Source organism: Altererythrobacter lutimaris (assembly GCF_013371495.1).
In the GTDB taxonomy this organism is placed as follows: domain Bacteria; phylum Pseudomonadota; class Alphaproteobacteria; order Sphingomonadales; family Sphingomonadaceae; genus Erythrobacter; species Erythrobacter lutimaris_A.
In genome coordinates, this window is the sequence record NZ_JABWTA010000001.1 from 1,219,518 (window position 1) to 1,239,309 (window position 19,792).

Here is a 19,792-nt window from a genome sequence, read left to right on the forward strand (position 1 = left end):
ATGCTTGCACGCTTCCTGTTTGTCCTTGCAGCGCCGCTGCTGTTGACCGGTTGTCTGATTTCACCGGGCAAGTTCGCATCGACGCTCGATCTCAATGACGACGGCACCTTTGCATTCACGTACGAAGGCGAGATTTTCTTCATGGGCCTCAGCCAGCTGGCGCAGATGGGCAATGCCGCCGAGGAATTCGAAGCGGAAGAATGCTACAACGAGGAAACGTTCGAGGATCGCGAATGCACTGAAGAAGAGCTCGCTCAGCAACGCGCCGAGTGGGATTCGGGGGCGGAACAGCGCGCGGCGGAAGCCAAGAAAGAAGCCGAAGACATGGCCGCGATGATGGGCGGTATCGATCCGAGCGATCCGGAAGCGGCCGAAGAGCTGCGCCAATTGCTGCTGCGTCATCGCGGATGGAACCGCGTCGAGAGCAAAGGCAACGGCGTTTACGACGTAAGCTATTCCGTCACTGGCCAGCTTGGCCATGATTTCATGTTCCCAACGATTGAAGGCTTTCCGCCTACCAATCCGTTCGTGCAGATTGTGCTGCGCGATGAAAACACTGTCCGCGTCAACGCGCCCGGCTTCGCTGCAGAAGACGGCTCAAACCCGATGGGCGCCATGATGGGCGGTATGACTGGTCTCGCTGGCCTGGCGGCTCTAGGTGATGAGGATGCGGCGAAGGAAATGGGAGAGATCCCGTCTTTGGAAGGGACCTTCACGATCCGCACCACAGGCGAAATCCTTGCGAACAACACCGATGAAGGCGCGAGCCGCGATGGCAATGCGCGCGTCCTGAGCTGGGATGTGGATGCCGCCACGCCAAGCGCGCCGACGGCACTGGTGCGTTTCGACTAAGCGATCCGCCGCTTCGCAGCGCAGCTGATGCTGCAATGAAAAGACCCCGCAAGCGTCGTGCTTACGGGGTCTTTTTCATACGCTCGAGCTCAGCCCGGCGCAGCGCAGTCAACCTGCTTAGTTGACTGCGTCTTTGAGGCCTTTGCCGGCCTTGAACTTCGGCTGGTTCGATGCCTTGATCGTCATTGGCTCACCGGTCCGGGGGTTGCGACCAGTGGATGCCTTGCGCTTGGCTACTGAAAATGTGCCAAAGCCGACCAAGCGAACTTCATCGCCGCCAGACAATGCCTTGGTGATGGAATCGAACACGCCCTCCACTGCGCTCGATGCATCGCTCTTTGACAGACCGCTGGCTTCTGCGACCGCGCCGATCAGATCATTTTTGTTCATTTTATGAGAACCCCCTCATTATGCGTACATAAATCTACAAACTGAGAATCGCTTAGATGCGAAGTTGCGCAAACTGAGAGCTTGAGGGTGATGAGTCAAAGGCAAATCACGCGAAAAAGCGCAGAATCGAGCCATTTCGAGGCCAATTGCGACGAATTGACGACATTCGGCACCTACTACGCGCAAATGTAACGCGCACGCGGCCCCGTCGCGTTCAAAAACCCAGTGGAGTCGCTGCAGCGCAGCATGACCCTAAAGTTCAGTGCGCAGTCGGCGTGCCCGGTGATGCATCAGCCGCACCATGCGGCTGGCTCGCCAGATCATCTTTCTCTGTCCATTCGATGGGTTCAGGCATGGATGTGAGCGCGTGTTCCAGCACAGCATCGACATGCGCCACAGGAATGATTTCAAGCCCTTCCTTCACGTTCGCAGGGATCTCGGCGAGGTCCTTCACATTCTCTTCCGGGATCAGGACCGTCTTGATGCCGCCGCGAAGCGCCGCGAGCAGTTTCTCTTTAAGGCCGCCAATCGGGAGCACACGTCCGCGCAAAGTCACCTCACCCGTCATCGCGACGTCCGGACGCACAGCAACGCCCGACAGGGTCGAGACGATCGATGTGACCATGCCGATACCAGCACTCGGTCCGTCTTTCGGCACAGCGCCTTCCGGCAAGTGAATGTGGATGTTCTTGCGCTGGAAGATCGACGGCTTGATGCCATAGGCAGGCGCTCTTGCCTTCACAAAGCTGAAGGCCGCCGCGATACTCTCGCTCATCACGTCGCCGAGCTTACCGGTCGATTTGATCTCGCCCTTGCCCGGTGTCGTAACGCTTTCAATAGTCAGCAGCTCACCGCCCACTTCCGTCCAAGCAAGGCCAGTGACAGCGCCAATCTGCGCTTCGTCTTCAGACATGCCATGCTTGAACTTCTGCACGCCTGCAAAGTCGCCGATATTGTCAGGCGTGATAGTGATCGACTTGGCTTCTTTTTCGAGGATCTTGCGCAAGCTCTTGCGCGCCAGCCGTGCAATCTCACGCTCGAGCGTCCGCACGCCGGCTTCGCGCGTGTAGTGGCGGATCAAAGCGCGTAGGCCATCTTCGGTCAGCGTGAACTCGCCATCTTTCAGCCCATGCGCTTCGATCTGCTTCGGGATCAGGTGACGCGTCGCAATCTCGACCTTCTCGTCTTCCGTGTAGCCTTCCAAGCGGATGATCTCCATCCGGTCGAGCAGCGGCTGCGGAAGATTGAGCGAGTTCGCCGTGGTGACAAACATCACATCGCTGAGGTCGATATCAAGCTCCAGATAATGATCCTGGAACTTGCTGTTCTGTTCCGGGTCCAGCACTTCGAGCAGCGCTGACGCCGGATCACCGCGGAAATCCTGACCAAGCTTGTCGATTTCGTCGAGCAGGAAGAGAGGGTTGCTGCTTTCTGCTTTCTTCAGGTTCGTGACGATCTTGCCTGGAAGCGAGCCGATATAAGTCCGGCGGTGACCGCGGATTTCCGCTTCGTCGCGTACGCCGCCGAGGGACTGACGCACGAACTTACGGCCAGTCGCTTTGGCAATGGACTTACCCAGCGAGGTCTTACCAACGCCAGGGGGACCAACGAGGCACAGGATCGGACCTTTAAGCTTGTTAGTACGCGCTTGCACCGCAAGATATTCGATGATGCGGTCCTTGACCTTTTCAAGGCCATAGTGATCTGCATCAAGCACTTCCTGCGCTTTGGAGATATCTTTCTGCAGACGCGATTTCTTGCCCCATGGCAGGCCCAGCAGCACATCGAGATAATTGCGAATGACAGTCGCTTCCGCGCTCATCGGTTGCATTGCGCGCAGCTTCTTGAGCTCAGCCTTCGCTTTGGTTTTCGCTTCCTTGGAGAGCTTGGTCTTTTCAACCTTCTCCGTCAGCTCAGCCATCTCGTCGCCGTCTTCGCCATCCCCGCCGCCGAGCTCGCTTTGAATCGCCTTCAATTGTTCGTTGAGATAATATTCGCGCTGCGTCTTCTCCATCTGGCGCTTTACACGGCCACGGATCTTGCGCTCAACCTGCAGGACGGAGAGCTCGCCTTCCATGAAGGACATGACCATTTCGAGCCGCTTTAACGGGCTTTCTTCAGTCAGCAGCGCTTGCTTGTCTGATACCTTCGCGCTGATTGCTGCAGCGATCCCGTCCGCCAGCTCGCCTGCATCATCGACTTCGCCCAGGTCCGCGCTCGCATCTTCGCCGAGCTTCTTGTTAAGCTTGGCATACTCGCCAAACTGCTCGACAACCTGCCGCATCAAAGCGGTAACTTCGCTGCCAGCAACAGTCTGCTCTTCGCGAATTTCGATATCTGCCAAGACGTACCCGCCTTCAGGGCGGAGCTCAGTCAGCGCAGCGCGCGATTTGCCTTCGACAAGCACGCGGACGGTGCCATCGGGCAGCTTCAACAGCTGCAGGACCTTGGCGACAACGCCGACATCGAAAATCTCGTCGCGACCCGGATCATCGCATCCCGGATCGAGCTGAGCGACAAGGAAGATGTCCTTTTCCGCTTCCATTGCCGCTTCCAGCGCCGCCACGGATTTATCGCGCCCGACGAAAAGCGGGACGACCATGCCGGGGAAAACAACAATATCGCGCAAAGGCAGGAGAGGCAGAGAGTTTGTCATCATAAATCCAGTCAGCGGCCTGCGCCGCCCATATACTTTTTCGGGAGCAGAGCGCTCCTCACTTCTCGAAGGATATGGGTAGCCGGTCGCGCACTCGCAATGGCGCGTTGACGGCAAACTGTGGATTGGTCATCAGGCGAGCGCTTTTGACGCGCTCACGCGGCGATCAGGAAGCGATGGCGCGGCGCTGCTCGCGCTCGTCCGGATGGCGTCCCGTGCGACCGCCATGTTCTTCCATGATAGTCGCCGCCGTATCACCCATGCCGCCCGCAATGCGAGTGTCGACCGAAAGGAAGACCTTACCGCGACGGATCTCGTCATCATACTGCTGGGCGGTGACGCCATCGACATCGTGGTCGGTGAGCATCTTGGCAAGCGCGCCACCGGTTGCACCGATAACGCCGCTGACCGAAGCCATAGAGGACAAGGCCGATGCAGCAATCGCGCCGCCCGCGGCCACCGGACCAACACCAGGCACAAGCAGCACGCCCATGCCCACCAAAGCGCCTGCAACACCACCGCTCGCAATGGCGCCGGCAACGCTGAATGTGGAATGACCTTCCGGCCACTCTGCTTGCGTGTCCATGAACTGGCTCGCGCGGAACAAAAGCGAGATAGCGCGCGTCGGAATGCCTTCAGTGCGCAGCGCGCTGATCGCTTTCTCAGCCGCTTCGCGATCATCGAACATCGCAGAAATCACATCGTCCTTGAGGACCTGTTCTTGCTGGCAGGCCTTGCGAAATGCTTTGGCGAAGGCCTCGCGGTCTTTCTCGCTGCGAAAGACAACCCGCAAACCGGCGCTGTCATGCAGCTTCTGGACGCTCGGGCTGCGCTCCGGCTTGTAAAGCGTGCGCAGCAGCATCGCAGTCGTTGTCGGACGCATAGTCTGGTCCGTTCCGCGATTGATCCATTCCACCGAGCGCGGGCGCGGATGATCTGGCGCGAGGTAATTGATCGCGCGCAGCTCTTCGGCCTTGATCACATATTGGATCGTTGAACTCGGTTTTTCACTCATCCGACTGGTTAAAAAGAGGAAATCTGTCTGTAGTCTATTGCCACAAACATGGTTGTCTCAATCACGGACAAGCCCCCGCCCGAGTGTAAATTGGTGAAGATCAGCTTATCGCAGGCCCCCTTCCGGATAAGCTTAGTCGCGGAAGCTGGGATCAATCCGGTCAAGCTTACGCAACAATGCCGGCCAAGCGAGCGCATTGGCGACCATGCCGATACCGGCAGGTGGTGTCTGCTCTTTGACCTTCTCCGGCGTGCCTTGCGGCGGATTGTAGAGATAGTCGCGGCCCGCAGCGAGCATCTTCACCTGCGCATCGCAAGCGCGCTCGATGAAATAGAGGCGCAGGAAGCATTCGCCGACACTCTTGCCGATGGTCAGCGTGCCGTGATTGCGCAGGATCATGGCGTGCTTGTCACCCATGTCCTCAACCAGCCGCTCTCTCTCTTCAAGATCCGTCGCGATACCTTCATACTCGTGATAGGCAATGTCAGCGCGCGCGATCATGCCTGTTTGCGTATGCTCTAGCAGACCATCCTTCATCGCACTGACCGCTTGGCCTGCCGGTGTATGCAAGTGCATGACCGAATGCGCGTCTTCGCAATTCATGTGCAGCGCGGAGTGGATCGTGAAGCCAGCCGGATTGACCGGATGCGGCGTTGGAATGACAGGCTGTCCATCAACGTCGATCTTGACCAGCGACGATGCGGTAATCTCTTCAAACATCATGTCATAGGGATTGATGAGGAAGTGATGCTCCGGCCCCGGCACACGCGCGGACAAATGAGTGAAGATCAGATCATCCCAACCGTAGAGAGCAACCAGACGATAGGCCGCAGCGAGATCGACCCGAACCGCCCATTCCTCATCGCTCACCTGACCACGGATATCTGCATCCGATCCGCTGCCATTATCATTCATTACGGTTGCCATGATGCATCCCTCTCTACGTTCAGTTTCAAGTGGCTACTAACACGCCTCACGCCGAAACGGGACTCTGAATTGCAATTGGCAGCCTTCAGGCGGAATCAGCCCATGCCCGGCAGATTGAAGCCAGGCGGCAATCCCATCCCACCCTGCACTTTCTTCATTTCCTCTTCGGACACGCGATCCGCCTTGTCGCGCGCATCGTTGAAAGCCGCCGTCACAAGGTCTTCGACCATTTGCTTCTCTTCCGGCTTCATCAGGCTCTCATCAATGGTGACAGCAAGAATGCGCCCCTTCGCACTCGCGCGAACCTTGACGAGTCCGCCGCCTGCCTGCCCTTCGACTTCAATCGCGTCGAGCTTGGCCTGCATGTCATTCATCTGCGTCTGGATCGTCTCAGCTGCTTTTTGAGCTGCCTGGATCATTTCTTCCATCGATTTCATGGGTCGGGTCCTTTGTTGGGGGTCCGTTATTGCAAAGACATATCAGCGGTTCCAGCGATCGCCGCCGGCGCGCGTGACATTGTCGGTCTCGTTGAGAATTTCTGCGTCGGGAAAGCCTTCCAGCACCGCTTTGACCAGCGGGTGGTTGCGGCGACGCTCTTCATCGGCTTTGGCCTTCGCTTCGGCCTGTTCGCGCAGGCTCGGCACGCCATCGCTATCGCTTTGCTCAAGCTGCCAGCGCTGGCCGGTGACCTTGAGCAAGGCCTCGCGGATTTCAGGCGCAGGATCATCGCTGATGCCCGGCACGAGCGAGTAAACGAGCCTGTCAGGCCCAATCTCGACGACGCGGATCCAGTCGCGCATCAGCTGGGCGACGCGCAATTGCCCGCTATCGTCGACTTGCTGCACAAGCTGTTCCCAATCTGGTGCGCCTGCGCTTGCAACGGGTGCGGCTGACGGCGCTGCGCTCGTCTCCCCGCCCGGCGCAGGGCCGCGCTTGGCCAGCTCTTCCAGTCTGTCCGCAAGCTTGCCCGGATCAGGCAATTCATTGGCATGCAGCGCGCGCAGCAATGCCATTTGCGTGGACACAAGCGGGTCGGGCGCGCCGCGCACTTCCTCGTGGCCCTTCAGGAGCAATTGCCACAAGCGGTGCAACTGGCCCGCACTCAGCCTCGCCGCCAGTTCGCCAAGTGCCGCGCGTTCTTCGCTGCTTGGCGCGTCCGGTTCCGCCCCCGTGACTTTCGCGACCGTAATGCGGTGAATGAGGTCAAGCTGCCCGCGCATCAAGGCAAGCGGCTCCACGCCCAGCGCATACTGGTCTGCTACGCCGGCGAGCATGGCTTTGGCATCGCCTGCAAGAAGTTGTTCAAGCAGTTTGCGCTGCGCGCTCTTGTCCGCAAGGCCGAGCATGTCGCGCAGGCGAACAGCGGTGACCTTGCCGTCCGTGTCCAGGTCCGCATGCGCAATCGCCTGATCAAGGATCGACAAACCATCGCGCGCGGAGCCTTCTGCCGCGGCAGCGATCATGCGGATTGCTTCTTCCTCGGCTGCAACGCCTTCCTGCTCGCACACCCATGCGAAGTGCTTCTCCAGCAATTCAGCCGGGATGCGCCGCAAATCGAAACGCTGCGTGCGGCTGAGCACAGTCACAGGAAGCTTCTCGACTTCCGTGGTCGCGAACAGGAATTTCACATGCGGAGGCGGTTCTTCCAGTGTCTTCAGCAGCGCGTTGAACGCGTTGCGGCTGAGCATGTGGACTTCGTCAATGATGTAGATCTTGTAGCGCGCGCTCACCGCAGCATAGCGCACCGCTTCGATGATTTCGCGCACATCGTCGACACCGGTGTTGGAAGCCGCGTCCATTTCGATCACATCGATATGGCGGCCTTCCGCAATTGCGGTGCAAGGCTCGCACTGGCCGCAAGGATCAATCGTCGGCCCGCCCTGCCCGTCCGGCCCGACACAGTTCAAAGCCTTGGCGATCAGCCGCGCGGTCGACGTCTTGCCGACCCCGCGAACGCCGGTCATCAGGAAAGCGTGCGCCAGCCTGTCGCGCTTGATCGCATTGGCGAGCGTTGTGACCATCGCATCCTGGCCAACGAGCTCGCGGAATGTCTGCGGGCGGTATTTGCGCGCAAGCACGCGGTAGGGTTGGCTCGCTTCGTCCTTCGCAGGAGCGGCGTTTGGCGGCGCGCTCGGTGCTGGGTCCGCAATGGGTTCAGCTTGAGGTTCTGCTGTTGGTTCGGGTGTGGCTTCAGGCGCAGGATCGCCAAACATCGCCGACTGCCCGGCAGCCTCGAGGTCAGCCGCACTCGGCTGCTGCTCTTGCGCTTCCGCTTCGTGCCCTTCTTCAGGCCCTTCAGCCCAAGGCGGCGAATCCGTGTTTTCTGGTGAATCACCCATGCTCACTAGCTACGCGCTAGCGGCGCTTTTGTCATGGTGTGTGTGGGAGATTTCCGGTGCCACCCGCACCCTCTGCCCTTCCACCCGGAGCCTACGGGGATACCATCCGGGTGGAAGGGCAGAGGGTGCGGGTGGCTAGGCCAATTCAGAGAGCCTCATGAAAAAGGAGCCGAGCGACCCGCCGCAATCCACCTGGGCTGCTTCCTTCCGGACCTGACCCGGTGAGCGAACGCAAACGTCCACCCGACTCCCGGAGCGCCATATGGCGAGCAAAATGCGATTCTTCAAGTGTATTTACCCACCCCGACCCCTCCCGCCTGCGGGAGGGGAGCGAGACTTGCCGAACTGGCAGGTGAGGCTAGTCGCAGCGGGGTGGGCGCGCTTTCTTACCTAAAATTATCGGCGTAAGCCTGCAGCTTAAGTGACTTTGGCGGTGTTGCATGGACCCGCGCGGTGATCCCGTATTTCTCCGTATAGGCTTTCGCGGCCTCTTTGGTCGGAAAAGACAGCGAAACCTGCGCCTGCGTATCTCCGCTGCCGGTCCAGCCCATCAGCGGATCAGCCTTGCGCGCTTCGGATTGCTCGAATTCGAGCACCCAGTCATCGGTCCGCGCCTTGCCGGACTGCATCGCTGATTTCGGTCTCTGGTATATTCTCGCCGCCATGAATTCCCCTTTCTTCAACATACCGAAGAAATCAAGTCCAATTCGGCCGCAAGGGCGACTGCCCGCCCGCAGCGTGGGCAGCTTGCCTGCCCGAAAGCGAGGATAGCCAAGCGAACGGATGTGAGTGAGCCTGCACTCGCGAAAGCGGGTGGCGCTTGAGGCTCAACGATTAAACGCGTTCTTCGTTTTGAGGCTCGGTTTTTCTGTCCAAGGCTCATCAGGCCAGCGATGTTTGGGATAGCGGCCTTTCATATCCTTCTTCACGTCGGCCCAGCTACCGCGCCAGAATCCAGGCAGATCGCGGGTTGACTGGATCGGGCGGCCAGCCGGGCTGGTGAGCTTCAAAAGCAGCGGCGTATTGCCAATCATCGGATGCCTGTCGAGTCCAAAGAGCGCCTGGACGCGAACCTCCACTGACGGGGCATCATCGCCTGAGTAGTCAATGTTGTGGCGTGTCCCGGCAGGCGAGGTGAACTCACGCGGCGCTTGCTCGTCGAGCCGCTGCCGATCCTCCCAGCTGAGCATGTTCAGGATCGCATCGATGATTTTGCCTTTAGCGATCTCCATATCTCTGCGCCCCGTCAACAGAGGTACGAGCCACATTTCCGCACGATCTCGCAGTATCTCAGGGTTTAGCGCGTTTATCTCGGCATATCTCCCGCGTGCCAGGAGCTCGCTCGGAACAAGGTTTTCCAGCTGTTCCAACGCGTTTTCCACTAAGATATCCACAAGCGCCTGCGGGTCCGGATCAGAGTCAGGACCGCTCGCCAAAGTGATTGCACCGAGCCGCCTGACGAGCCTTGCCTCTGCCCGATTTGCCTCGCTATTCCAGTGAATTACAGACGTTTTCTCGATCAGATGCGAACAGTGCGCTTCGATCTCTACCAAGCTCAGTTCCGCCGCCGCTGTGATCCGCGCGCCCTTCGCGGAACCGGTCGCATCTCCGATGATAATCCACTCAGCCCCTGAAAGCGGCGATGCGGGATCCAGCCGGAACCCACTGCCACCAGCCGACAGCCAGTTTTCGCCTGATTTATCACGCTTTTTTGCAATGAAGTCGGGTCTTGCCTGCGCCAGAAAAAGGGCCGGATTGACCGCATCATTTCGCGAACCTTCGACCAGGTTCTCAGCCGCTCTCGCCCAGCGTTGAGCGAGCTTTCTGGACGCTTCCGCTCGCCCGCCGCGCTCGTTATTCCAGCGCGAAAACCTCTGGTGTAAATCCTCGCCGCGCCCACCCAGCCCGCGTTCCTGCACCAGGAGGACCAGCTTGGCCGCATCCTCAGCCTGACCCGCTTCAGCGCCTGCTAGAACTGCCGCTGCCGAACCGGGATCAAGCGGGAGCGAAGCGATTGATTCGCCTCGCTTTGTGATCCGCGCATCGCCGCCCAGCGCGCCAAGTCTTTCAAGCTGAGCGCGCGCTGCCGCAATGGAGCCGACAGGCGGTAGATCAAGCCAAGGCAAGCTCATCGGATCAGCCGTGCCCCATTTGGCCAAGGTCAGAACCAGAGGCGCAAGGTCAGCCGTTTCTATCTCTGGCGGCGCGAACTCAGGCCTGCCCGCATGCCCATGCTCTTCCCACAGGCGATAAGCCACACCCGGCCCTTGCCGCGCTGCGCGCCCTGCCCTTTGTGCAGACGCCGCCTGGCTCGCGCGGTGGGTGACGAGGCGCGTTGACCCGGCCTGTTTGTCATATTCCGCCATGCGGGCGAGGCCGCTATCGACCACCACTCGCACACCATCCAGCGTCAGTGACGTCTCAGCGATTGCGCTGGCCAGAACGATGCGTCGACGCCCTTCCGGATCGCGCTTAATCGCGGCGCGCTGCTGCGCGGGCTGGACCTGTCCGTGAAGCGGGAGGACAGGCGTATCCGGCAAACGCGCTTCCAGGCGTTCGCGCGTTCGCTCGATCTCGCCAACGCCAGGCAGAAAGGCGAGGATGTCGCCTTCTTCCTCGCGCCACGCCTGCATCACCGCGCTTGCCATCGCGTCTTCGAGCCGCGCATCAGGCGATGAGCCAAGCCACTTGATTTCAAGCGGAAAGGCGCGGCCTTTGCTTTCGATCACAGGCGCACCCTCGCCCAGCAAGTTCGCGAAACGAGCGCCATCAATCGTCGCGCTCATCACCAGCACCCGCAACTCGTCGCGCAGCACGGTGCGGCTTTCCAATGCGAGGGCCAAACCCAGATCGCTGTCGAGATGCCGCTCATGCGCTTCGTCAAACAAAACGGCTGAAACACCCGTCAATTCCGGATCTTCAACGATACGATTGACGAAGATCGCTTCTGTTACGACGAGAATGCGCGTCTTCGCAGAGGTTTTGCTGTCCAGCCGCGTGAGATAGCCTACCGTCTCGCCCGGCTTTTCACCCAGCATTTCCGCCATGCGCTCCGCTGCTGCTCGAGCGGCGACGCGGCGCGGTGACGTCAATATGATCTGACCGGTGCACCACTCGGCCTCCAGTAAAGCGCGCGCGACTGCTGTGGTTTTGCCTGCACCAGGAGGCGCGACGAGGACTGCTGCACCGCGCTCTGCAAGAGCGCTTTGCAGGCCCTCTATGACATCATGGATGGGAAGTGCGGTGCTCAAAACCCCGGCGGATTAGTAGCCGCGCGCGACAGCGAAATGCGCGGCTTCCGCCATGGCAGCGCGTGCTTTGCTGTCAGGGAAGATCGAGATTGCATCGATCGCGCGCTGCGCAAAATGCCGCGCCCGCTCACGCGTATCCTCAACCGCATTATGCTTGTTGATGAGCTCAATCGCGTGGGCGAGATCGTCATCCGAAGTACGATGGCCAGCGATCGCAGCCTTCCAGAACTTGCGCTCTTCTTCATCGCCGCGCGCATGTGCCAGGATGACCGGCAAAGTCATCTTGCCCTCGCGGAAGTCGTCGCCTTGATCCTTGCCCATCTCAGCCGCTTCGGAATCGTAGTCGATCGCATCATCGACGAGCTGAAATGCTACGCCCAGATTACGTCCGAAATCATCCAGCGCCTGCTCTTGTTCCTCCGAACACTCCGCTACTACTGCGCTAATCCGGCTTGCAGCAGCAAACAAAGCAGCTGTCTTCGCACCGATAATGTGCAGGTAGCGCTCTTCGCTGGTCTCGATCTGACGCTGGGCGGTGAGCTGGGAGACTTCGCCTTCCGCGATCACCGCGCTTGCGCTGCTGAGGATCTTGAGAACCTTGAGGCTGCCGTCCTCGGTCATCAACTCAAACGCGCGACTGAACAGGAAGTCGCCAACCAATACCGTCGCCGGATTGCCAAATATGATATTGGCAGCGGCCTTGCCGCGCCTTAGCTCGCTGCCATCGACGACATCATCGTGCAGCAAAGTGGCGGTGTGAATGAACTCTACCGCTGCAGCGAGCTTGTGATGCCGCGTGCCGTTATATCCGACGAGCTCGGCGCCAGCCAGCGTGAGCATTGGACGCAGCCGTTTGCCACCGCCCGAAATCAAGTGTCCAGCCAATCGCGGGATGAGCGGAATTTCGCTCTGCATCCGGTCGAGAATGACCTGATTGACGCTGTTCATGCCGCTAGCAGTGAGCGAAAGCATAGGCTCAAGCGAGGGACGTTTGCGCGGTAGAGGAACGACTTCAGCGGACATCGCAGATCACATGGCGTTCGCATCGCAGCTTGGCAAGCGTGGATTTGGTGCTAGCTATGCAAGCCATGTCCGATGAAACGCACTCTACCGCTGGCGATGATCCGGTTCTCACCGGCTTTCGCAAGAGCATCGACAATATCGATGCGGCGATCATTCACATGTTGGCTGAGCGCTTTCGTATTACTCAGGCGGTGGGCGAATACAAAGCCAAGGTCACGCTCCCACCAGCCGATCCGGACCGTGAAAAACGCCAGATCGAGCGGCTGCGTCGTTTATCAGAGGAAGCTGATCTCGACCCGGAGTTCAGCGAGAAATTTCTGCGCTTCATTATCGACGAAGTGATCCGCCACCACGAGCAAGCGCGGCAAAAATAGTGCGACTATCCGGCGCGCGGCAGGCTGAGCCTGACGAGCAATCCGCCCAAGTCTTCGCTTTCATCGAGCTCGACTGAGCCGCCGTAAATTTCAGCGACATCGCGCACAATCGCTAGGCCCAGTCCGGTACCTGGTTTGCCTGTATCGAGCCGCGCGCCGCGGTCGAAGATGCGTTCGCGCTCGGCGACGGGAATACCTGCACCGTCGTCCTCGACCCATGTCACGCAAAGCTCTGAGCCCGGTTCCGCATCGAGCGTCACAAACACACTTCCACCGCCATATTTGGCTGCGTTCTCGATGAGATTACCGAGAATTTCGTCAAGGTCCTGGCGCTCCATGGTGACCAGCGTATCGCCCTTGCCGTCAATGTCGAAGCGGACATGTTTATAGAGGCGCTCAACCGCGCGTTGCACGGCTCGAGCGCTTTCGCCGATTGGAGTGCGCGCATGGCCCACAGCGCGGCGCCCAACTGCCCTTGCCCGCGCGAGATGGTGATCGACATGGCGCTGCATAGTCCGTGTCTCACGGATCACAGAGTCACCCAAATCAGGCGCGCGCGCTGTCGCTGCGTTCGTCAGCACGGTCAGCGGTGTCTTCAAGGCGTGAGCGAGATTGCCCGCATGGGTCCGCGCTTCTTCGGCCTGTTTCTCTGAGTGTTCGAGCAATGCATTGAGCTCATCCACCAGCGGCTCGACTTCCGTCGGCAAAGGGTCAGTGATGCGGTTCGAGCCCGTCGTACGCAGCCGTTGGATTGCCATCCGCACGCGGCGCAAGGGCGAAAGGCCATAGCGGATCTGCAGCAGCGTCATGAAAAACAGTCCAAGGCCCAGGACGACAAAGCTCCAAATAAGGATCGAACGGATGCGATTGATCTGGAAGTCGAGCTCTTCGGTTGCTGACGCGACAGCAAAGGTCCAGCGCGTCTCGCTGCCTGGCAGGATCACGGTGCGCTCGACGATGCGCAGCGGCTCATTCTCGAACTGGTCGGAATTGTAGAAATGCGGCTCCGCGTCGAAGTGCCCGTCTTTGCCCGGCCCCTCCAGCTGGAGCGTATCGTCCCACAGGCTTTGCGAGGCATCGGCTACCAGAGAATAGGAAGAGAAGTCCTCTTTCCCTTCCGCGCTGATCTGCCAGTAAAGGCCGCTATTGGGCTCAAGGAAACGCTGATCACCCAGTCGTCGATAGAAGAATATCTCGCCATCCGGCCCAATCTCCGACGACGCGATCATCGCTGTCAGCATATAAGCGAGCTGGTCGTCGAAATTGCGTTCCACCAGATTGACCAGCGTGCGCTCCAGCGCAAAGCCGCCACCGAGCAGCAGCACCATGATCCAGCCAGCCGCGATCAGCGCCATGCGCCGCGCAAGACTGCCCTGGCTTGCGACTTCTTTTACCGCTTCTACGGTGGAGTCCGGTTCGTTCAGAAAGTCACTACCATCCGTTGCGGCTTTATCAGCCGCATCAGCTTGACCATCACGCTGTGGCTTAGAACCTGGATCCTCAGCGGACTCAGGCTCTAGGTGCGTCTGCGGGGTCGTCGAGGCTGTAACCGAGTCCACGGATTGTCGTAATCACTTCTGCGCCGAGTTTCTTGCGAATGCGCGTGACGAACACTTCAATCGTGTTCGAGTCGCGGTCGAAATCCTGATCGTAAATATGCTCGATCAGTTCTGTGCGACTGACCACCTTACCTTTGTGGTGCATCAGGTAGCTCAGCAGCTTGTATTCCTGTGCCGTCAGCTTGACAGGCTCGCCTTTCAGCGTGACCCGGCCAGACCGTGTATCCAGCCGGACATCGCCCGCTGTCAGTTCAGACGAGCTGTTGCCTGACGCACGACGAATAAGCGCGCGAAGACGTGCGATCAGCTCTTCGGTTTGGAATGGCTTTGCAAGATAATCATCAGCGCCGGCATCAAGGCCTGCGACCTTGTCTGACCAGCTGTCGCGCGCTGTCAGGACGAGCACTGGGAAGTCCCTGCCTTCCTTGCGCCACATGCCAAGCACGGAAAGACCGTCAATCTCAGGCAAGCCTAGATCGAGAATGACTGCGTCATAATCCTCTGTACTGCCGAGGAAATGTCCGTCTTCACCATCGGTCGACAGATCGACCGCATAACCGTTTTGCTCAAGCGTCGATTTGAGCTGTTGCCCCAGCGTGGGCTCGTCTTCGACAATCAGGATACGCATGAATTTCCACCTTTATTCAGGCTCGATTGTAGTGTTGATATGGGTTTGCGCCAATGCAGCATGAGGGTCAAGCGAGCGGCCTACTTGGCTGTGTGCAGCTTGTGCTTGCCTGCAGCTTAACGAGAGCGATTGATGATGCGGCCAGTGCGCGCATCGACATCGATAAATGTGACGCGGCCATTCTTGATGAATTTCAGCCGATAGGCGCGTGCTGTGCTGTCATAGGCCGGTCCAAGATACTCGGCCCCGCGCATTTGCGGCAACACCCGTGCTTCGATCTCTCTTAGAGAAAGTACGTTGCCAGCACGCATTTCCTTTCGCGCTTCGCCTTGATCGGAACGCGACTGCGCCTGCGCTGGCACGCTTGCCAGCCCGGAAAGTGCGACCGCCGCCGCTGCAAAAAGAGAGAGTGCGCGTTTCATGATGTGTGTGTGCCTAAACCCGAACCATTGAACAAGGTCTGAATACACTGCGATTTCCCCGTTCAGCTTCGTTGAGCTCCATTCAGAGACTTGTGGCTGTTCTCGCAACCTCCTAACGCGCGGGCGTCATGGCGCAACCACCAATTCTTTCCTGGGAAGGTCTCGGCCTGCAGCAAGGCGGACGCTGGCTGCTGGGCGGACCGGATCGCGAGGATCTGGACCTGCATATCGGGCCGCGTGACAGGCTCGCGCTGATTGGCCGCAATGGGGCAGGCAAGACGACGCTCTTGAAGCTGATCGATGACCGGATTGAAGCGGATCGCGGAATCCGCAAAGTGAAACCCGGCACCAGGATCGTGTTTCTGGAGCAGGAGCCTGATTTCAAAGGCTTTGAAACGCTGATGGACTTCGCGCTGGCGGGCGATGATGCGCCAGCCGCGCATGAAGTCGAAGCGATTGCAGGACAGTTGGGCATCGCGATGGACCGCTCGGCTGCGACCGCAAGCGGGGGCGAGAGACGCCGCGCGGCAATCGCCCGCGCGCTGGCGCAAGACCCCGATCTCTTGATGCTGGATGAACCGACAAACCATCTGGACCTCAGCGCGATCGACTGGCTGGAAGATTGGCTGACCCGTTACAAAGGCGCGTTCGTGACTATCAGCCACGACCGGACATTCCTCAAGCGTTTGACCCGCGCAACGCTTTGGCTCGACCGCGGCATCGTTCGCCGCAAGGAAGTCGGTTTCGGCGGCTACGAAGCGTGGGAAGAACAGGTCTACGCTGAAGAAGCGCGCGCTGCTGAAAAACTCGATGCGAAGCTGAAGATCGAAGCGCATTGGCTTGAGCGCGGTGTGACTGCGCGTCGTAAGCGCAATCAGGGGCGGCTGGAGAAGCTGTGGGAGATGCGCGCGGCACGTGCGGCCATGATCTCCGACAGTGGCGCTGCCAAATTGAAGCTCGCGAATGACGATGCGTTCAAGTCGAAGTCGGTGATTGTCGCGGAAGGCGTGACGAAAAGCTTCGATGATCGCGCGGTGATCAAGGATTTCTCTCTGCGGGTGCAACGCGGCGACCGGATCGGGATTGTCGGCGCGAACGGCGCTGGCAAAACGACGCTGCTCAAGATGCTCACCGGAGAGCTGGCGCCGGACAAAGGCACTGTCACGATTTCGAACAAGCTCACGGGCGTGATGATCGACCAGCAACGCAGCCTGCTCGGGCGCGGCAAGACCGTACGCGAAGTTCTGGCTGAAGGCGGCGACTGGATCGATGTGCGCGGCGCTCGAAAGCATGTCCAAGGTTACCTCAAAGAATTCCTGTTCGACCCGAAGATCGTAGACAGCCCGGTCGATGCTCTGTCGGGCGGTGAACGCTCCCGCCTGTTGCTGGCGCGTGAGTTCGCGCGCACCGCCAATCTGCTTGTCCTTGATGAACCGACCAACGATCTAGACTTGGAAACGCTCGATCTTCTGCAGGAAGTGATCGCAGATTTTGACGGCACGGTCCTGATTGTAAGCCACGATCGCGACTTCCTGGATCGCACGGTTACCATCACGCTTGGCCTCGACGGATCGGGCAAAGTCGACATTGTCGCTGGTGGATACGAGGACTGGGAAGCCAAGCGCCGCAAGCATGTGGTTGGAAAATCCAAAGCATCAAAGCCCAGCGAGCAAGCTGCGCCGCCGCCCCCTCCGCCGGCCCCCAAATCGGACAAGCTCTCTTACAAGGATCAGCGCGATTTCGAGCTGCTGCCTGCGCGCATCGAAGAACTGGAAGCTGCCATCACCAAGGGCGAAGCAATCCTTGCTGATCCTGATCTCTATGTTTCCGATCCGCAGAAATTCGCGACGATTACACAAGGTATCGAGAATGCCCGCGCAGAAAAGGATGTCGCAGAGGAGCGCTGGCTGGAATTGGCGGAAAGAGTTGAAGGCTAAGGCGCCCAACGGCTGACCTGACCCCGGAGTCCGGACAGCCGCGTGACGCATAGTCGCGAAGCTTGCTTAAGCGACAGCCTTGGCTGGCAGGACCTTCGGGTTCTTGAGGATCAGCGCTGAAATCAGCGCTACGACCAGTCCCACCGGGAAGATTTCGATGAAGGTGATCGGTAAGCGGAACACAGGATTGCGATACATCTCCATTCCCTCTTCCAGCTCGGCAATTTGGGCCGCTCGCGCAGCTTCCGCCAGGTTTTGCGCCTCGATATCAGCGCGAAGACTCGCTGAATAGGTCTCGATAAAGGCGTAGTCTGTTGTTAGGAGGTACGCTTCCCAGGTGATAACGTAGAACACCGCAGCAACAACTGCGATGCCCGCTCCGACCCCTGCGGCCTGATTGAATGTGATCACTCCGCCATGCTCGATATCGCGGAAGCGCTTGATGCCAATAAACACCAGAGAAAGAACCGCGAGCATAACCGCATAACCGGCTGCTTCGGATGTGTTCAGATTGTCAGGGCCTGACATCATCATTGCCAGCATGAAAGCAATCACGACCACGCCGATGATGGAACCGTAAATGAGGGAATAACGAAGCATCGCACATCTCCTTTGCGTTTGGAAGAGCATGCCGTCCCTCATTTTTCGCTCAAAATCTATCACCCAGATGGGTGAATTCGCTCAATTCACCCGCTCTAACGAGCCTCACGGGATCAAGGCCAGAGAACGCGCGGCCTCCACTGCTTTGCCCCGCCCGCCAACCTCTAACTTCATGTAAAGATTGGCGATATGTGTCTTGATCGTATTGGGCGAGACACCCAAGGATCGCGCGATTTCTTTATTGCTGGCTCCCGATGCCAGATGTTCGAGAATTTCGCATTCGCGCCGAGTTAGCCCAAGCGCGGCAATCGCCTTGTCATTGCGCTCGAAGCCTGCACCGCCGCGCTTCGGGGTCAATTGCATGCCCACCCAGATCCCGACCAGTACAAAGATCAACGCGACTATCGCGATATAGACTTCGCTCGGCATGCGCATGAACAGATGGCGGTACTGCGCCCATTGGAGCAGCCCGGCGATAACGGCCAGCGCGCCGCCATAGATCAGCCCGTATCGTACAATCCCCCGCCACATGCCAAGAGGATTGCCAGAAGGTTTCGCCCGGGTCCAGAGAGCAGCGTAACCTCGCATGTTGGATACGCATGTTACACAGTCCTGAGACAAAAACTGTACCTTCACGCAATCCGATAAAAATCAGCCACGCGGTCGAGCGCAAGTTTCAGCACCAGCTTGCCTGAACGCGCGGGCCAGCCGAGCGCCTTTTCTGCCTCGGGCAGCGCTTCATGGCCGCACACGACGCGCCACAACACATCTGCAAGCCCCTTACCCGCCTCCTGAAGCGCGCCATCGAAGCGGTCTTTCGCGACCATCGCGCGCTCGCTCGCAGTCAGATCCTGCTCTCCGGTGGTTTTCACACGCACCAGATCCCACCGCATCGTCACATTCGGGCCAAGCTGCGCGCGTTCAAAATCCCTGCGCAAGCGCTCCCCTGCATCGAACAGCCGATCATCTATGTGGCCGCGCGCATGGAGCCAGCTAAGGGGAGACTCCGCGAGATTGACGGTCACGGTGCGCCGTTTGCCTTTCGCCCCGCTGCCCCGGATCGGGCCTTCATTCGTCAATTCGCGTTCGACCAGCTTGCGCTGCATGATGCTCTCCTGTCCTTTAGGCCTGTGCATGAAATCCTCAGGAGCGCTTGCATTTATTCGGTTCTTGTAGGAAAGATAAATAACCATTCCGGTTATAAGCTATTCGGGGAAGAGGAGACGCGCATGATCAATCGCATCAGAGCCATTCGCAAGGCCAGAGGCCTGACCTTGGCTGATCTCGCAGCGGCATGCTCTCCGCCGACAACCGCGCAAACCATTGGCCGCCTCGAAACAGGAACGCGCAATCTGTCGCTTAAATGGATGGACCGGATCGGCGTAGCGCTCGGAATAGACCCGGAAGAGCTAGTCCGGTCAGACGATAACGAGCCTGTGATGATCGTCGCAGAACTCGCGGCTGCAGGGCCTGAAGCGCTTGGCACACAGCGCGAAGCGATTGCGCCGGGCGACATCGCGGGCGAAGGCGAGCGCATGGTCCTGAGCGTTACGGAAAGCGTCGGCGAATTTCGCCCCGGCGATCAGCTATGGCTGAGACAGATTGCGCCTGAGGATGCAGGGCTTGCGATCAATCGCGACGTGCTGGTGCCACGTCCCGGAGGACGATTTGCATTCGGCCGCTTGATTGACCGACAAGGGACACTCGTCGGCGTCCTTCCACCCGGAAGCGGGCAGAAGCAGCAAGTCGTGGACTCGCCGCCATGGATTGGCGTTGCAGAGATGCTGGTACGCAGCCTTTAGCAGCCCGCTAGGACCGC

At 59.1% G+C, this 19,792-nt stretch carries 19 protein-coding genes and 1 other RNA gene; 4 read left to right on the forward strand and 16 right to left on the reverse strand.

All coding sequences use genetic code 11. The features are described from left to right. Entirely contained in the window at positions 1–852 is an 852-nt protein-coding gene (locus tag HUO12_RS05890) for a hypothetical protein (RefSeq protein ID WP_176272705.1), read from the forward strand. A 117-nt stretch (positions 853–969) separates the two neighbouring features. On the opposite strand, the gene HUO12_RS05895 is transcribed toward HUO12_RS05890, so the two are convergent. The 10 genes from HUO12_RS05895 to HUO12_RS05940 all read right to left on the reverse strand — a co-directional run bounded on the left by HUO12_RS05895 (position 970) and on the right by HUO12_RS05940 (position 12,453). Beyond that, entirely contained in the window at positions 970–1,242 is a 273-nt protein-coding gene (locus tag HUO12_RS05895) for an HU family DNA-binding protein (RefSeq protein ID WP_176272706.1), read from the reverse strand. 259 nt (positions 1,243–1,501) lie between these two features. Next, on the reverse strand, positions 1,502–3,898 hold the full coding sequence (gene lon / locus HUO12_RS05900) for an endopeptidase La (protein ID WP_176272707.1): 2,397 nt from the start codon (positions 3,896–3,898) through the stop codon (positions 1,502–1,504). A gap of 166 nt (positions 3,899–4,064) precedes the next feature. Beyond that, a complete protein-coding gene (locus tag HUO12_RS05905) occupies positions 4,065–4,913 on the reverse strand; it encodes a hypothetical protein (protein WP_176272708.1) in 849 nt (282 codons plus the stop codon). Between the two features lie 132 nt (positions 4,914–5,045). After that, positions 5,046–5,840 carry a class II aldolase/adducin family protein gene (locus HUO12_RS05910; RefSeq protein WP_232367317.1) on the reverse strand — a complete coding sequence of 265 codons (795 nt, stop codon included), beginning with the start codon at positions 5,838–5,840 and terminating at the stop codon, positions 5,046–5,048. Between the two features lie 95 nt (positions 5,841–5,935). Beyond that, entirely contained in the window at positions 5,936–6,277 is a 342-nt protein-coding gene (locus HUO12_RS05915; protein WP_176272709.1) for a YbaB/EbfC family nucleoid-associated protein, read from the reverse strand. Positions 6,278–6,319: 42 nt separating this feature from the next. Continuing rightward, the gene (locus tag HUO12_RS05920; RefSeq protein ID WP_176272710.1) at positions 6,320–8,179 is read right to left on the reverse strand and encodes a DNA polymerase III subunit gamma/tau; all 1,860 of its coding nucleotides are present in this window, start codon (positions 8,177–8,179) and stop codon (positions 6,320–6,322) included. Positions 8,180–8,338: 159 nt separating this feature from the next. Continuing rightward, positions 8,339–8,433: signal recognition particle sRNA small type (ffs, locus tag HUO12_RS05925), an RNA gene on the reverse strand. Between the two features lie 132 nt (positions 8,434–8,565). Beyond that, positions 8,566–8,844 (reverse strand): ETC complex I subunit, encoded by a 279-nt coding sequence (locus HUO12_RS05930; protein WP_176274311.1) that lies wholly within the window; start codon positions 8,842–8,844, stop codon positions 8,566–8,568. A 162-nt stretch (positions 8,845–9,006) separates the two neighbouring features. Further along, positions 9,007–11,430, reverse strand: coding sequence for an ATP-dependent helicase HrpB (hrpB, locus tag HUO12_RS05935; RefSeq protein ID WP_176272711.1), 2,424 nt, complete (start codon positions 11,428–11,430; stop codon positions 9,007–9,009). A 12-nt stretch (positions 11,431–11,442) separates the two neighbouring features. Next, positions 11,443–12,453: a polyprenyl synthetase family protein gene (locus tag HUO12_RS05940; RefSeq protein WP_176272712.1), complete on the reverse strand. Its 1,011-nt coding sequence runs from the start codon at positions 12,451–12,453 to the stop codon at positions 11,443–11,445. 65 nt (positions 12,454–12,518) lie between these two features. On the opposite strand from HUO12_RS05940, the gene HUO12_RS05945 reads away from it, so the two are divergent. Beyond that, positions 12,519–12,827 carry a chorismate mutase gene (locus tag HUO12_RS05945; protein WP_176272713.1) on the forward strand — a complete coding sequence of 103 codons (309 nt, stop codon included), beginning with the start codon at positions 12,519–12,521 and terminating at the stop codon, positions 12,825–12,827. Positions 12,828–12,832: 5 nt separating this feature from the next. Here the strand turns inward: HUO12_RS05945 and HUO12_RS05950 are convergent, their stop codons facing one another. The 3 genes from HUO12_RS05950 to HUO12_RS05960 all read right to left on the reverse strand — a co-directional run bounded on the left by HUO12_RS05950 (position 12,833) and on the right by HUO12_RS05960 (position 15,436). Further along, positions 12,833–14,182: a sensor histidine kinase gene (locus HUO12_RS05950; protein WP_176274312.1), complete on the reverse strand. Its 1,350-nt coding sequence runs from the start codon at positions 14,180–14,182 to the stop codon at positions 12,833–12,835. Positions 14,183–14,336: 154 nt separating this feature from the next. Continuing rightward, positions 14,337–15,014, reverse strand: a complete 678-nt coding sequence (locus HUO12_RS05955) for a response regulator transcription factor (RefSeq protein WP_176272714.1) — start codon at positions 15,012–15,014, stop codon at positions 14,337–14,339. A gap of 116 nt (positions 15,015–15,130) precedes the next feature. Then, positions 15,131–15,436, reverse strand: coding sequence for a PepSY domain-containing protein (locus tag HUO12_RS05960; protein ID WP_176272715.1), 306 nt, complete (start codon positions 15,434–15,436; stop codon positions 15,131–15,133). Between the two features lie 128 nt (positions 15,437–15,564). Between HUO12_RS05960 and HUO12_RS05965 the strand changes: the two genes are divergently transcribed. Continuing rightward, entirely contained in the window at positions 15,565–17,373 is a 1,809-nt protein-coding gene (locus HUO12_RS05965; protein ID WP_176272716.1) for an ABC-F family ATP-binding cassette domain-containing protein, read from the forward strand. Positions 17,374–17,439: 66 nt separating this feature from the next. Here HUO12_RS05965 and HUO12_RS05970 read toward each other — a convergent pair whose 3' ends face one another. From HUO12_RS05970 to HUO12_RS05980, 3 genes are all read right to left on the reverse strand, one after another. After that, positions 17,440–17,973, reverse strand: a complete 534-nt coding sequence (locus HUO12_RS05970) for a DUF4199 domain-containing protein (protein ID WP_176272717.1) — start codon at positions 17,971–17,973, stop codon at positions 17,440–17,442. A 105-nt stretch (positions 17,974–18,078) separates the two neighbouring features. Continuing rightward, a complete protein-coding gene (locus HUO12_RS05975; RefSeq protein ID WP_176272718.1) occupies positions 18,079–18,504 on the reverse strand; it encodes a helix-turn-helix domain-containing protein in 426 nt (141 codons plus the stop codon). A 101-nt stretch (positions 18,505–18,605) separates the two neighbouring features. Then, entirely contained in the window at positions 18,606–19,079 is a 474-nt protein-coding gene (locus tag HUO12_RS05980; RefSeq protein ID WP_176272719.1) for a DUF6456 domain-containing protein, read from the reverse strand. A 123-nt stretch (positions 19,080–19,202) separates the two neighbouring features. On the opposite strand from HUO12_RS05980, the gene HUO12_RS05985 reads away from it, so the two are divergent. Further along, positions 19,203–19,775, forward strand: a complete 573-nt coding sequence (locus HUO12_RS05985; protein WP_176272720.1) for a helix-turn-helix domain-containing protein — start codon at positions 19,203–19,205, stop codon at positions 19,773–19,775. Positions 19,776–19,792: the final 17 nt, after the last annotated feature.